13 protein-coding genes are annotated in these 13,704 nt (G+C 57.6%); 5 read left to right on the forward strand and 8 right to left on the reverse strand.

The window, feature by feature from the left end; all coding sequences use genetic code 11:
• The first annotated feature begins 154 nt into the window (after positions 1-154).
• Positions 155-514 carry a YbaN family protein gene (locus tag FY550_RS06205; protein ID WP_070976739.1) on the forward strand — a complete coding sequence of 120 codons (360 nt, stop codon included), beginning with the start codon at positions 155-157 and terminating at the stop codon, positions 512-514.
• Between the two features lie 80 nt (positions 515-594).
• Here the strand turns inward: FY550_RS06205 and aldA are convergent, their stop codons facing one another.
• Positions 595-2,070 carry an aldehyde dehydrogenase gene (aldA, locus tag FY550_RS06210; RefSeq protein ID WP_084387949.1) on the reverse strand — a complete coding sequence of 492 codons (1,476 nt, stop codon included), beginning with the start codon at positions 2,068-2,070 and terminating at the stop codon, positions 595-597.
• 144 nt (positions 2,071-2,214) lie between these two features.
• Here aldA and FY550_RS06215 point away from each other — a divergent pair, with 144 nt between their 5' ends.
• Both FY550_RS06215 and pepN read left to right on the forward strand, forming a co-directional pair.
• Positions 2,215-2,649 carry a YbaN family protein gene (locus FY550_RS06215; protein WP_070976742.1) on the forward strand — a complete coding sequence of 145 codons (435 nt, stop codon included), beginning with the start codon at positions 2,215-2,217 and terminating at the stop codon, positions 2,647-2,649.
• Positions 2,650-2,739: 90 nt separating this feature from the next.
• Positions 2,740-5,373, forward strand: a complete 2,634-nt coding sequence (gene pepN / locus FY550_RS06220; RefSeq protein WP_149054424.1) for an aminopeptidase N — start codon at positions 2,740-2,742, stop codon at positions 5,371-5,373.
• 63 nt (positions 5,374-5,436) lie between these two features.
• Here the strand turns inward: pepN and FY550_RS06225 are convergent, their stop codons facing one another.
• A complete protein-coding gene (locus FY550_RS06225) occupies positions 5,437-5,958 on the reverse strand; it encodes an invasion associated locus B family protein (protein WP_070976747.1) in 522 nt (173 codons plus the stop codon).
• A 156-nt stretch (positions 5,959-6,114) separates the two neighbouring features.
• Positions 6,115-6,642 carry an Lrp/AsnC family transcriptional regulator gene (locus tag FY550_RS06230; RefSeq protein ID WP_070976751.1) on the reverse strand — a complete coding sequence of 176 codons (528 nt, stop codon included), beginning with the start codon at positions 6,640-6,642 and terminating at the stop codon, positions 6,115-6,117.
• A 185-nt stretch (positions 6,643-6,827) separates the two neighbouring features.
• Here FY550_RS06230 and FY550_RS06235 point away from each other — a divergent pair, with 185 nt between their 5' ends.
• Positions 6,828-8,513, forward strand: a complete 1,686-nt coding sequence (locus tag FY550_RS06235) for a 2-isopropylmalate synthase (RefSeq protein WP_070976755.1) — start codon at positions 6,828-6,830, stop codon at positions 8,511-8,513.
• A 75-nt stretch (positions 8,514-8,588) separates the two neighbouring features.
• On the opposite strand, the gene FY550_RS06240 is transcribed toward FY550_RS06235, so the two are convergent.
• The 4 genes from FY550_RS06240 to FY550_RS06255 form a co-directional block, all read right to left on the reverse strand.
• On the reverse strand, positions 8,589-9,752 hold the full coding sequence (locus FY550_RS06240; protein ID WP_070976758.1) for a zinc-dependent alcohol dehydrogenase: 1,164 nt from the start codon (positions 9,750-9,752) through the stop codon (positions 8,589-8,591).
• Positions 9,753-10,030: 278 nt separating this feature from the next.
• Positions 10,031-10,324 (reverse strand): hypothetical protein, encoded by a 294-nt coding sequence (locus tag FY550_RS06245; RefSeq protein WP_070976761.1) that lies wholly within the window; start codon positions 10,322-10,324, stop codon positions 10,031-10,033.
• A complete protein-coding gene (nfo, locus tag FY550_RS06250; RefSeq protein ID WP_070976765.1) occupies positions 10,321-11,187 on the reverse strand; it encodes a deoxyribonuclease IV in 867 nt (288 codons plus the stop codon). Before nfo ends, FY550_RS06245 begins: the two co-directional genes overlap by 4 nt.
• A gap of 33 nt (positions 11,188-11,220) precedes the next feature.
• Positions 11,221-11,844 (reverse strand): hypothetical protein, encoded by a 624-nt coding sequence (locus FY550_RS06255; RefSeq protein WP_070976767.1) that lies wholly within the window; start codon positions 11,842-11,844, stop codon positions 11,221-11,223.
• A gap of 87 nt (positions 11,845-11,931) precedes the next feature.
• Here FY550_RS06255 and FY550_RS06260 point away from each other — a divergent pair, with 87 nt between their 5' ends.
• Entirely contained in the window at positions 11,932-12,387 is a 456-nt protein-coding gene (locus FY550_RS06260; protein WP_070976770.1) for a cupin domain-containing protein, read from the forward strand.
• On the opposite strand, the gene FY550_RS06265 is transcribed toward FY550_RS06260, so the two are convergent.
• The gene (locus FY550_RS06265; protein ID WP_084387980.1) at positions 12,379-13,419 is read right to left on the reverse strand and encodes a formate/nitrite transporter family protein; all 1,041 of its coding nucleotides are present in this window, start codon (positions 13,417-13,419) and stop codon (positions 12,379-12,381) included. The genes FY550_RS06260 and FY550_RS06265 overlap by 9 nt on opposite strands.
• Positions 13,420-13,704: the final 285 nt, after the last annotated feature.

The following is a 13,704-nucleotide window of genomic DNA, read 5'->3' on the forward strand; positions in this document are numbered from 1 at the left end:
TGAAAAACGGTGATGATTATCATTCCCGCTGCGCATGATGCAGCGCCCTTGGTATCATTGATTCACCAAGCCTTGTGATGCGATGGCAGTGATGACCAGAAAGTCGCTTGAAGATGAAAGGAAGGATCGTCGGGCCGCCAGTCGAGGAGCGCGAATGATCTGGATCGGGTTGGCGGTGCTCTGTTTTACCATTGGAGTGCTGGGTATTTTTCTGCCTCTTCTACCCGCGACCGACTTCATGCTGCTGGCTGCGATCTGCGCCTCAAGAGGCTCTCGCAGAGTGGAGCAGTGGATTCGTCGCAATCGGCTTTCCGGCCCTCTGATTGCCGCATGGGAAAATGAGCGGGCGATTGCCACACCGGCCAAGATGCTCTCGCTTACCATGATGGCGGTCAGTCTGTGGGTGGTCTGGTTGCATGTTGGCCTTGCCTGGCCATTCTGGCTGGTGCTGGCAATCCTGTTGGTAGTTGGAAGCTATGTAGCCAGCCGGCCGAGGCCATCGCAACGTTATTGAGGCACACGAACATGAAAACGCCGGCTCGCACAGAGCCGGCGTTTTTATCACCGAGAGAGACCGAATAATGGTTGTTCCCCTCAGTAGTGCACGTAAAGCGTTTTGCTTTTGACGTAGGCTTCCAGCCCGTACTTGCCATCTTCTCCACCGAGGCCGCTGTTGCGATAGCCCTTGTGGAAGCCCTGGACCGATTCACCACCGCCACGGTTGACATAGATTTCGCCGAAATCGAGTTCCCGGGTGGTCGTCATCAGCCGTCGCACGTCCTGGGTGAAGACATAAGCTGACAGGCCATACTCGGAATCATTGGCGTAATCCAATGCCTGCTCGAAGCTGTCGACCTTCATGATCGGCACGACTGGCCCGAAGATCTCCTCCTTCATGATCTCCATGTCATTGTTGACCCCGGTCAGGATGGTCGGCGAATAGTAGTTGCCGCTGTCATATTCCCCACCGGAAAGACGCTTGCCCCCGGTTTCCAGCTGTGCGCCCTGGCTGACCGCCTGCTCGACCATTTGGTGGACCTTGTCGAGCTCGCCGCTGTTGATCTTGGGACCGATGTCGACATCCTCATGTTTGAGCGGATCGCCCACTTTGAGTTCTTCGACACGAGTTTTGAAGCGTTCCAGAAAACGGTCGTAGATACCTTCATGAACGTACATGCGTTCATTACAGGTGCAGACCTGACCGTTATTGGTAAAGCGTGACACGATCGCCGCCTCCACGGCCGGCTCCAGATCGGCATCGTCCATGACGATGAAGGGCGCCTTGCCGCCCAGCTCGAGCCGTACGATCTTGAGATGTTCGGCGGCTGCCTTGTTGATTTCGCGACCACCACGCACGCTACCAGTCATGCTGACCAACTGAGTAATCGGACTGGTCACCAGATGATGGCCAACATCCCGACCACGCCCGTTAACCAGATTGACCACGCCCTCCGGGATGCCGGCCTGGCGGGCAAGCTCGACGATTTCCAGTGCGGTCAGCGGTGTTTCCTCGGAAGGCTTGAGAACGATGGTGTTGCCTGCCGCCAGGGCCGGGCCGAGCTTGCGGCCGATCAGTGCGGCCGGAAAGTTCCAGGCCGTAATGCCGACGACTACACCGTGCGGCACCTTCTGAATCCAGATCTGCTCATCCTCACTGTCGGCAGGGATGATATCCCCCTCCAGTCGGCGAGTATGTTCGGCAGCAAAGCGAATCAGGTCGCAGCACATGCTGACATCCCCCTGAGCTTCGCTCAGTGGTTTGCCCTGTTCGCGGGTGATCAGGCGGGCGAGGCGTTCACTGTTGTCACGAAGCAATGTGACCAGATTGAACAGCAGATCAGCGCGTTCGACTGCTGTCTTGCGCCGCCACTCCTGAAAGGCACCATCTGCTGCCCTGAGGGCCCGGTCGGCATCCTCGGCAGTTGCCATGCCGACCCGGCCGATGACTTCGCCAGTAGCAGGGTTGGTCACATCCAGCAGTTCACCGTCACATTCAACCCACTGTCCACCAATGAACTGGTTATAAACGTCCACTCCGTCACGAGTGGTTTTCATCATATGCTCTGCCATGATGTTTCGGACTCCTTTCCGGGTGCAGATCATCCAACTGCCCTGGCAGGATGGATGCGGTATATTCAAAGGTGGTGGTTGATACCGGTCATGACAAGCCGGTCTGTCACGATGTCGCAGGTCAGAAGGAATCAGGAAACGGGGATGAGTGCATCGCAGCGTGAGCGACAAGGCAGGAAAGGCGACAGGCGTGCCGATGGCGCGCTGTTACGGGGTCTGTGGATCGGGCTGGCGGCGTTATGCTTCGTTCTTGGACTGGCAGGCGTAGTGCTGCCGTTATTGCCGACGACACCTTTCATGCTGCTGGCCGCGGGACTGGCATCGAAAGGCTCACCTCGTTTTGCACGCTGGATCCGCACTCATCCTGTCGCCGGGCCGGCGATCACGAACTGGGAGCAGGAGCGGGCAATTTCTGCAAAAGCCCGATGTCTGGCCGTGTTGCTGATTGGCTGTAGTGCCGTAGCCGTGATGTTTATGCTCGATACGCTATGGCTGGCACTGGTTATCGTGTTCGGTCTGAGCCTGTTGGCGCTCTGGCTGGGGACGCGACCCAGCCCCTCACAACCCTCGCGCGAGTGAATGGTCGTGAGCATGTCAGGCCGGTTCTGGCATGACATCGGTATCGGTGACACCATCGTGGAAGCTTTTTCTTCATCTCATGGAGTACCCATGTCCGAGCCACAGGCGATTTACCTTAGTGATTACCAGCCACCGGCCTACCAGGTGACGCGCACCGAGCTGACCTTTGAGCTCGATCCTCACGCCACCCGGGTCAGGGCGCGACTGCATCTGGAGCGACATGAAGATCAGGGACAGGGTGAGGCCCTGGTGCTCAACGGTGAGCATCTCACCACACTTGAGCTGGCCATTGATGGTCAGACCCTGAAGGATGATGAATATCGTATCGAAAACGAGCGGTTGACGATCTTTCGGGTACCCGAGCGTTTCGTACTGGATACCGAAGTGGAAATCGATCCGGCGGCCAATACTGCGCTGGAAGGGCTCTATGTCTCGGGCTCGATGTTTTGTACCCAGTGCGAACCGGAGGGTTTTCGTCGAATTACCTGGTATCCGGATCGTCCGGATGTGATGGCGACCTTCGAGACCACCATCATCGGCGATCGCGAGCAGTTGCCGGTGATGCTTTCCAACGGTAATCCGGTGGAGTGGGGCGAGCTACCGGACGGACGCCACTTTGTTACCTGGCAGGACCCGCATCCCAAGCCCTCCTATCTTTTTGCACTGGTCGCCGGTGAACTGGAGAAACTCGAGGATCGCTTTACCACCATGAGCGGTCGTGAAGTGACTCTGCAACTCTGGGTAGAGGCGCGCAATACTGACAAGACCGAGTGGGCGATGGAGTCGCTCAAGCGTGCCATGCGCTGGGATGAGCAGGCTTATGGACGCGAATATGATCTCGACCGCTTCATGATCGTGGCAGTGGATGATTTCAACATGGGGGCGATGGAGAACAAGGGGCTGAACATCTTCAACAGTGCCGCTGTGCTCGCCAATCCTGCCACCACGACCGATGCAGCCTTTCAGCGTATCGATACCATCGTTGCACACGAATACTTCCATAACTGGTCAGGCAACCGGGTGACCTGTCGCGACTGGTTTCAGTTGGCGCTCAAGGAAGGGTTCACCGTCTTCCGTGACCAGAGTTATACCGAGGACACCCAGTCTGCGGCAGTGGCCCGTATTCAGAATGTGGCGATGCTGCGAACTGCCCAGTTCGCCGAAGACGCCGGTCCCACCGCACACCCGGTGCGCCCGGATCATTTTATCGAGATTTCCAACTTCTACACCCTCACGATCTACGAGAAGGGTGCGGAAGTGGTGCGGATGCTGCGTAACCTGGTCGGACCGGAAACCTTCCGGCGTGGCAGCGATCGCTATTTCGAACGCTTCGATGGCCAGGCAGTCCGGGTCGAGGATTTTGTTGCCACGATGGCCGAAGTCTCCGGACTCGATCTCGATCAGTTCATGCGCTGGTACAGCCAGGCGGGTACGCCGCAACTGAGCGTGCAGGGCGAGTATGATGCGACAGCACGTCAGTATCATCTGACGATTGCACAGCATACGCCGGCCACACCCGGCCAGCCGGACAAGCAACCCCTCCATATTCCGGTGAGGATGGGGCTGCTTGGACCTGATGGGGCATCACTCGAGCTGGTTGTGAATGGCGAGTCGCATGGGACGGACACCGTGTTGGCACTGCAGCAGGAGCGTCAGAGCTGGACCTTCGAGCAGCTTGATGTGGCGCCTGTGCCCTCTCTGCTGCGCGGCTTCTCGGCGCCGGTGCAGCTCGATTACAACTGGTCGCGGGACGATCTGGCGCTGCTGATGCGCTTCGATGAGGATGGCTTTAACCGCTGGGATGGCGGCCAGCGGCTGGCACTGGCGGCGCTCGAGGACATGATGGTGGCGTGGCGTGCCAACGAATCCATGAAACTCGATGGCCGGCTGATCGAGGCCTGGCGTGGCTTGCTCAATTCACCGACCGATGATCGGGCAGTGCTGGCGGAGATGCTGCGCCTGCCCACCGAAGCGTGGATTGCCGAGCAGCAATCGGTCGTGGATGTCGACGCCATTCACGCGGCGCGAGAAGCGGCCATCAGCCAGCTGGCAGATAACCTCTATGTCGACTTTGAGCGTACCTATCACGCCAATCAGCTTGATGCGCCCTATGCACCGACGCCCGAGCAGATTGCGGCGCGCAGTCTGAAAAATGTAGCGCTGGGTTATATGGTGGCGACCGGCGAGCGCGAGCCGTTAATGCTGGCTCAGGCGCAGTTCGAGGCCGATCACAACATGACCGATGTGCGGGCGGCACTGACTCTGCTGGCTCACTCCGATGCCAGTGAGCTGGGCGATCCGGCGATTCGAGCCTTTGGTGAGCGCTGGGCGCATGACCCACTGGTGATGGATCAATGGTTCGCTACTCAGGTTACGCGGCCACAGCAGGATGTCATGGAACGGCTGAAGTTTTTGATGGAACACCAGGCATTCTCGCTGAAAAATCCCAATCGGGTCCGTGCCCTGATCGGCACATTCGTCAACAGCAACCGTGTCAATTTCCATCGCATCGATGGCGAAGGCTACCGGCTGCTGGCCGATGTGGTCATCGAGCTCAATCAGCTCAACCCGGAAATTGCCGCGCGCATGGTGACGCCGCTGACCCGGTTCCGGCGCTTTGACGAACAGCGTCAGCGGCTGATGCGCGCCGAGCTTGAGCGCATTCGTCAGGAGCCTCTGTCACGCAATCTCTATGAAGTGGTGGCGAAAGCGCTGGCCGACTGATCCGTTCGGCCAGTTCCTGCTGTATCGCCTCCGGGTCAGCGATCATCCGGAGGCGTTGGGCAATCAGGGAGCGATGGCCTGACTGGCACTGGTGAAGCCCATCAGGGAGATGGCCAGATCCCGTCGTTGGCCGTCGGGGCCGATCAGACTCAGCGTGGCCCGGTGGCCAGCGCGCAATTGCTGCAGTAGCTCGGGCTGCAGTGGCAGGTCGGCACGACATCCCTGTTGTCTGCAGATCTGATAGGGGAAGGAGGGGCCCTGACTGTCATCGATGCTCAGTTGCAGGCCGGGTGCCAGACGCACGCCCAGAGGCAGCAGGAAAACCATGACCGGGCCGTCGATCTGCGGCGGGTAGGCCACCACCACGCGCATCAATGGCTTGTTGTTGTCAGGGTTATTGACCTCCTGGGTCATGGTGCAGCGATCCGCAGAGCCGCCGGTATTCGGGCAGCGGACTTCCCAGTTCTGAAACTGTCGGATGTTGGCTTCATCGCTTGTCTGAGACGCCGCCAGTGCCGTCGGTGACAGGCACAGTGCGATAAGCAGTACAAGGAGTCTGCGTTGCAGACCAAAACTTTTCAGCATGATGAGGCTCTCCTTTTCGTTATTACGAGACTGCAGCAAAGCGTCTTTCTTCGGCCGCAAGGTGCTACTCATGCGGTCACCCTCATGTGACTTGTGGTGAGAGATGTACTCGACTGTACAGGCTATGCGCTGGTTTTACGTCGTCAGTATGGCCGATCAGCTACGCCGTCCCGGACCGGATGAGCGCAGTCGATGAATCTGACTGACCGGCGCCCCACGGTCGCCAAATACCTGACGCAGGACGAAATTGGAATGCACGCCTGAAACGCCTTTGATCGGGGTGATGTGTTCAAGCAGCAGACGCTGATAATCATCCATGTCCTCGACAGTGATCTTGAGCTGATAATCGACCTCCTGACCGGTCGTCATCAGACATTCCTGCACCTCCGGAAGCGCCGCCACCTTTGCTTCGAAGTTGGCAAAACGCTCTGGTGTATGACGATCCATCGAGATATGCAGTAGCGCCATCAGGCGATAGCCCAGTTTGCGAGCATCCACCAGCGCCCGATAACCGGTAATCACGTTTGCCTGCTCAAGTGCGCGCACTCGTCGAAGACAGGGAGAGGGGGAGAGACCGACTCGTTCGGCGAGCGCCTGATTGCTGAGCCGGCCATCGAGCTGCAGCTCTTCGAGGATGCGACGATCGAGGCGGTCCAGCGCAACGGGTTGTTCATCTGATGTCATGAAAGGGCAATCCATTGTCTGTTAATGGCTTTATCATGGCATTTTATTGCTGTAATGGCCGTTATGGGTAGCGAATTGGCAATCACCTGCGCTTCGATCCACGCTAGAGTGGTATGACTGGCGGTATCGCTCACAAGGCGAACTGAGCCGCAATTCATTTACCTCACTATCGTTCGAGGATCGTCATGACCAGGTTCGACCATCGCAAGTATCGCCCGGCAGACCGTGTACCCGCCTTCCATCGCCAATGGCCCGACCGTGACCTCGAGGCTGCGCCGATCTGGGTGAGCGAGGACCTGCGCGACGGTAACCAGGCGCTACTGGAGCCGATGAGTGTCGAACAGAAAAAGCGCTTCTGGAAACAGATCATCCGCGTCGGCATCAAGGAGGTCATGGTCGGATTTCCGTCTGCCAGTCAGCCCGACTATGACTTCGTGCGCTGGCTGATCGAGGAAAACCAGATCCCCGAGGATGTCACCATTGCCGTGCTGGTGCAGTGTCGTGAGCATCTGATCGAAAAGACCTTCGAGGCATTGGTAGGCGTCAAGCGAGCCATTATCCACCTCTACAATTCGACCTCGACCACGCAGCGGGAGCGTGTTTTTGAAATGGACCGCGACGGGATCATCGATATTGCCGTCAGCGGCGCGCAATGGGTAAAGGAGCATGCCAGCCGCTACCCGCAGGTCGACTGGCGTTTCCAGTATTCCCCCGAGAGCTTCTCCAGCACCGAGATCGATTTCTCGCTGGCCATCTGCGAGGCGGTCATGGATGTCTGGCAGCCCACGCCGGATAACAAGTGCATCCTCAACCTGCCCAATACGGTTGAGATGGCCGGACCACATCATCATGCCGATCAGATCGAGTATTTCTGTCAGAACATCAGTCGTCGTGACAGCGTGATCGTTTCGGTTCACACCCATAATGATCGCGGCGGCGCCGTAGCAGCGGCCGAACTGGCTTTGCTGGCGGGTGCCGAACGGGTCGAAGGGACCCTGCTGGGTAACGGTGAACGCACCGGCAACATGGATATCGTGACCCTGGCCATGAATCTTTACAGTCAGGGCATCGACCCCGGACTTGATCTCTCCCGACCGGACGAGATCATTCAGGTGGTAACCGAATGCACCGGCATTCCCATGCATCCGCGCCACCCCTGGGTGGGCGAAATGGTCTATACCGCTTTTTCGGGCAGTCATCAGGACGCCATTCGCAAGTCATTGCGCAAGCAGGGCGATGATGAACCCTGGCAGGTTGCCTATCTGCCTATCGACCCGCGCGATATCGGGCGTGATTATCAGGCCGTAATTCGCGTCAACAGCCAGTCCGGCAAGGGTGGCATGACCTTCCTGCTGGAACGCGATTACGGGATCAGTCTGCCTCGCTGGATGATGCTGGCACTGGCGCCGATTGTGCAGCAGGAGAGCGAACGCCTGGCCGGTGAACTTTCCAGCGAATCGATTCGACGACTGCTGTTTGCCACCTTCATGCGTGAGGCGCCACTGTCGCTGGTGGACTATCGACTCTCCCGGGCCAGCGAGGAGGGGCTGATCATTACTCTGGATGAAGAGGGCGACCGGATTGAACTCGAAGGCAAGGGCAATGGCGCCATGTCGGCGTTCATGAATGCCTGGCAGCAGCACACCGGCCAGCAGGTGGGTATCCTTGATTACAATGAGCACTCATTGGGTGGCGACAGCGATGCCAATGCCATCGCTTTCGTTCAGCTTAATGTGGATGGTCAACGAGTCAGCGCCGTGGCCGAAGACAGCGATACGGTGAGTGCTTCGCTCAAGGCGATGATCTCCGGCCTTAATCTGGCGCGCGAAATGGCCGAATCTCATGACAGCCTGAGTGCCATGGCGAAGTAGGCTGACAGGATGAAAAAGCCCCGCCGGTACGAGCCGACGGGGCTTTTGTATAACGCTGAGATGCTGTCTTGCACGTCAGGGTGTCATGACGACCTTGATGCAGCCATCCTGCTTGGCATTGAAGTGCTCATAGGCTTTGGCAGCATCACTCAGCTTGTGACGATGCGTGATGATGTATGAAGGATCGATCAGATCCTGCTCAATGGTGCGCAACAGAGCCGGCATATAGGCGTGCATATGAGTCTGCCCACTCTTGACCGCCAACGATTTGTTCATCAGCGCCTGAATGGCGAAACCATCGACCTTGTCGGTATAGACGCCCGGCAGGGATAGATGGCCGCCCTTGCGGCAACTCATGATCATCTCGTTGAGTGCCAGCGGATGATTGGCCTCGCCGGAATCGGGTGAGCGCCGTTCGGCCTCGGGATCACCCTGGCCGTGTGCTTCGGCGCCCACGGCATCGATGCAGCCATCCGGGCCATAACCTTTGGTCATTTCCAGCAACCGCTCGTAAACGTTCTCCTGCTCGAAGTTGATGACCTCGGCACCGGATTTTTCCTCGGCCATCTTCAGCCGTTCGGGCACGCGGTCAATGGCGATCACGCGACCTGCTCCCAACATCCAGGCACTGCGAATGGAAAACTGTCCGACAGGCCCGCAACCCCAGACGGCCACCGTGTCACCGGGCGAGATATCGGCATTATCGGCAGCCATATAACCGGTAGGGTAGATGTCGGACAGAAACAGCAATTGTTCGTCGCTGAAATCCGATTCAACTTTCAATGGACCGACATCGGCGTAGGGGACGCGTACGTATTCGGCCTGACCGCCGGGGATGCCGCCGAGCAGGTGGGAATAGCCGAACAGCGCCGAGGGTGAATGCCCCATGACCGCTGCAGCATCCTCGGCATTGGGGTTGCTGTTGTCGCAAAGCGAGTACAGTCGGCTGTTGCAGAAAAAACAGTCCCCGCAGGCGATGGTGAAGGGAACCACGACTCGATCACCCTTTTTCAGATTACTGACTGCCGAGCCGGTTTCGACGACCTCACCCATGAATTCATGGCCCAGTACATCACCGGATTGCATACCGGCCATGAGGCCATTGTAAAGGTGCAGATCGGAACCGCAGATGGCTGTCGCCGTGACTCGAATGATGGCGTCACGGGCATCCTGAAGTTCGGGATCGGGTACATTGTCGACGCGTACGTCATGGGTGCCATGCCATGTCAGTGCTTTCATGATCTCTCCCTGATCACGTAACGGACCGTTATGGACATCCCGACAACCTTGTCTGCGTCGGGAGCCGGCCGGATAATCGACCAGCACTCATGACCCTGGAAAATATTCGTTAGCAATGCAAGCAATTCCGGGCCTGCCGTGAGACCAGTCAGCCTCTGCCGGCAGCATATATGCCGGTTCAGTCCGGGAGAAAACCGGCCCGGATATGTCTATTGACGGGTACGCCAGCCTGTTTTTGTCTTGCCTGAGCCTGTTGCCTGGTCACTTTTCAGAAGCGGCTAGTGAATCAGCCAGCTCAGGACGATCAGGCCCAGCAGGGTTAGAACCACGCCACCGACAATCGAGCGCCGCACAAAAGCGCGAATACCATTGAACAGCAGCAGCAGACCGATAATCAGTATGCCGATACTGAAAAGCGATGGACTGATACCGAGCGAGGTGGTCAGTCCCTGAAGGAAGCTATCGAAGGCAGCAAATATATTACCGAAAACTCCCGACAGCGCTTCGACGATGGCGCGGATGGCAGCGCCCAGGGTTTCGCCGATCCAGTTGAAAAAGCCTTCCGTGCTCATGAGGTACTCACTGTTGATGGCATTCCGGCCTGTCTCTTCAGCCAGGCGATTTCCTCGGGCCAGAGGTCGGGATCAATGGTTTCCAGAATCATGGGGATGCCCTGAATGCGCCCATCCTGCATGAGCGTAGCGAAACCATCGCTGCCGATATGGCCCTGGCCCAGACTGTGATGTCGGTCCAGTCGACTGCCCAGGGTACTTTTGGCATCGTTGAGGTGCATACCGCGCAGATAGCCAAAGCCGACTGTACGTTCGAATTCATCCAGCGTTGCGCGAGTGGTTTCAGAGGTACGCAGATCGTAACCGGCAGCAAAGGCATGGCAGGTATCAATGCAGACACCTATCCGAGAACGGTCTTCGACCTGTTCGATGATTTCGGCAAGCTGCTCGAAGCGATAGCCCAGGTTGCTGCCCTGACCGGCCGTATTCTCGATGACTGCAGTAATACCCCGGGTACGTGAAAGAGCGTCATTGATCGATTCGGCAATGATTTTCAGGCACTCGCGTTCACTGATACGTCTCAGGTGACTGCCGGGATGGAAATTCAACAGGGTCAGTCCGAGCTGCTCGCAGCGTTGCATCTCATCAAGAAAGGCCGCGCGTGATTTGGCAAGTCCCTCAGCCTCGGGGTGGCCCAGATTGATCAGGTAGCTATCGTGAGGCAGCACCTGCGCCGACGTGTAGCCGTAAGTGGTCATGGCCTGACGAAAGGCGGCGATGACCTCCTCGGTCAATGGCTTGCCGCGCCATTGACGCTGGTTTTTGGTAAACAGGGCAAAAGCCGTGGCATCGATTTCATGAGCTCGTGCCACGGCGCGGTCGGGACCGCCCGCAGCGCTGACATGCGCTCCGATATACTTCATGACAACTTCCTGATGGCTGGCATATGGGAGCGTTCAGTGCTCTTCGAGTTGCAGTTTGTCATTGATCTGCTGTAGACGCTTTAACGCCTGAGCCTGGCTGAAGGGAGGCTTGCGAGGAGGATCGTAGACCTTGCCATTGACGCCTTCGACTACCAGGTCGATAGCGTAACAGGTGCCATCGATGACGCTGCGATAGGCATGAATGGTACGGTAGTGGTTCATGCCGGCCTCATTGGCCTTGAAGGTAATGAATCGATGACCATCAATGGTGGCCGTCCCTTCGCTGTTTGAGGTGGCGCTTTCGGCGGGCGCGAGGCATCGGTATACCGCCATGCTGTCATGACTGATGCCGAGTCGCCACTGAGCGCGACTGATATCGTCCGACTCCGGTAGCTGAAGGGTCAGCAGTCGCTTGCCCGGACTGTCGGAGGAAACGAAGCTGTTCCAGCCGTGACTGCCGAAATAGCTCCCGGTATCAGGCGCAACACGTTCGAGTGATGCCTTGTAATCAAGGCGGATATCAGGGTGGCGGTGCTGATAAAAGGAGGCGTCGTGTGCAGGGGACTGTGGCTGCTGCCCAGCACAGCCGCCCAGCAAGGCAAGCATCAGCAGGGCGGGAAAGACATTTGTCGTGTTTCGAATAGACAGACTGGACATGGCATTCGGCTCATATGGGTGACAGTGACAGGGTAACAGCAAGCACATGATGCCAGGTGACTGGGCCCGGTGATTGAGAGGCAAACCATGGACCACATCAAAGCACTGATTGAGCATTACGCACTTGAGCCTCACCCGGAAGGCGGTTATTTCGCGCAGGTCTATCGCGGTCATGGGCAGGTGACTTCGCCAGTACATGGCGAAGTCCGTGCCAGTGCGACACACATTTACTTTCTGTTGCCCGGTAACGAGAAAAGTCGTTTTCACAGGGTATTGCACGATGAATTGTGGCAGGTCTACGAAGGCGCGCCCCTGCGACTGGTGCGCGGCGATGGTACGCAGTTCGAGGCACTTGTGATCGGTCCCGGTTGTCCCGATCATTTTGCCGTGGTTGAGGGTGGCCAGTGGCAGGGCGCTGAAAGCACCGGCGCCTATACACTATGCGGTTGCACAGTGGCGCCGGGCTTCGAGTTCGATGACTTCACCCTGATGACAAGCGATATGGCGGCCCGGTTGCCGAAGGCCTGGCGACATCTAGCCTGAACGGTCTTCCCCTGCATCTTTCTGCGTTGTATTGCGTGCGGCCTGTCCTCCCTTTTTCAGGCCGGCTCGGATGGGGTGTCGACGCTGGATCAGCCCCTGTTTGCGTTCGCGCTGAGCTTCCAGATCGCCTCTGATCTGAGCATGACTGATCAGCGCGAAAATAAAGGTCCCGCCAATGATGTTGCCGGCAAGTGTGGGCAAGCCAAAGTGGAAAACGACATCTTCCCAGCTGGCGTTTCCGCTCAGGGCCAGATAGAGCGCCTCGCTGGAGCCCACGATAATATGGGTGAAATTGCCCAGGGCCATGACATAGGTGATCAGGATGATGACCCATAGCTTGGCCTGATCGGCTGATGGTATGACCCAGACCAGGGTGGCAATCATCCAGCCTGCCAGAATACCCTTGCTGAACATTTCACCGGTTGTGTTGGCCATGACATGCTCGCCGATTTCGACAAAGGCTGCCTGGGTGGTAGCGTCGAACATCGGCATATGCTTGAAGGTAAAGGCCGCCAGCCCGGCGCCGACAATATTGCCAAACAGTACCACCCCCCACAGCCTGCCCAGATGCCAGCAACTGCTCAGCGTAGGATGGCTCATGACCGGTAGCACGGCAGTAACCGTGTTTTCGGTAAACAGTTGCTGACGCGCCAGAATGACGACCACAAACCCGACCGTGTAACCCAGGCATTCAATCAGGAAACCCAGGTCTGTCGGCGGCAGGTGGGCGTGTAGCAGGCCTCGCGCAACCATCGAAAAGCTCATCGAAATGCCTGCTGCAATGGCCGACCAGAGCAGAGCCATGGAATCCCGGGAGAGTTCCTTTTGACCATCTATGCGCAAGCGCTGGTGGACTGCAGCAGCCTGGGAGGGCAGTTCCTGAGCGGCTTCCTGTTCAGCTTCACGATTCTTTTCCGGATCATTCGATTCCGGATTCATGGGTGGGGCAGGAGAGTCGCTATTATGCTCTTCGCTGTGCTCTACACCCGCCTCGAAATGTTCCCCGGCGTGACGATTTTCCTCTTCTGCCATGCGTTCTCCCATCTATCATGGCGACCTGATCGGCTTCCTGCCGGCAAACACACACGGTTGCATGATCGATCATGTCGGGTAAAAGATCACATGATAGAAGCTTGAGCGAGCTGATACCTGAAGATTATGTCCGGAATGCGCAATGGAGAAACACTTCGCCAGCGGGAGCGGGGAGGTGTGCTATAAGTGATGTCGGGGCGAGGACCAGGACAATAAGCACTGCATCGACCTGATTATCACGTGACGTTTAATGCCTTTCATGTTGCAAAACGTCAATGAGTCGAC

It is taken from the genome of Kushneria phosphatilytica (assembly GCF_008247605.1).
Lineage (GTDB): Bacteria > Pseudomonadota > Gammaproteobacteria > Pseudomonadales > Halomonadaceae > Kushneria > Kushneria phosphatilytica.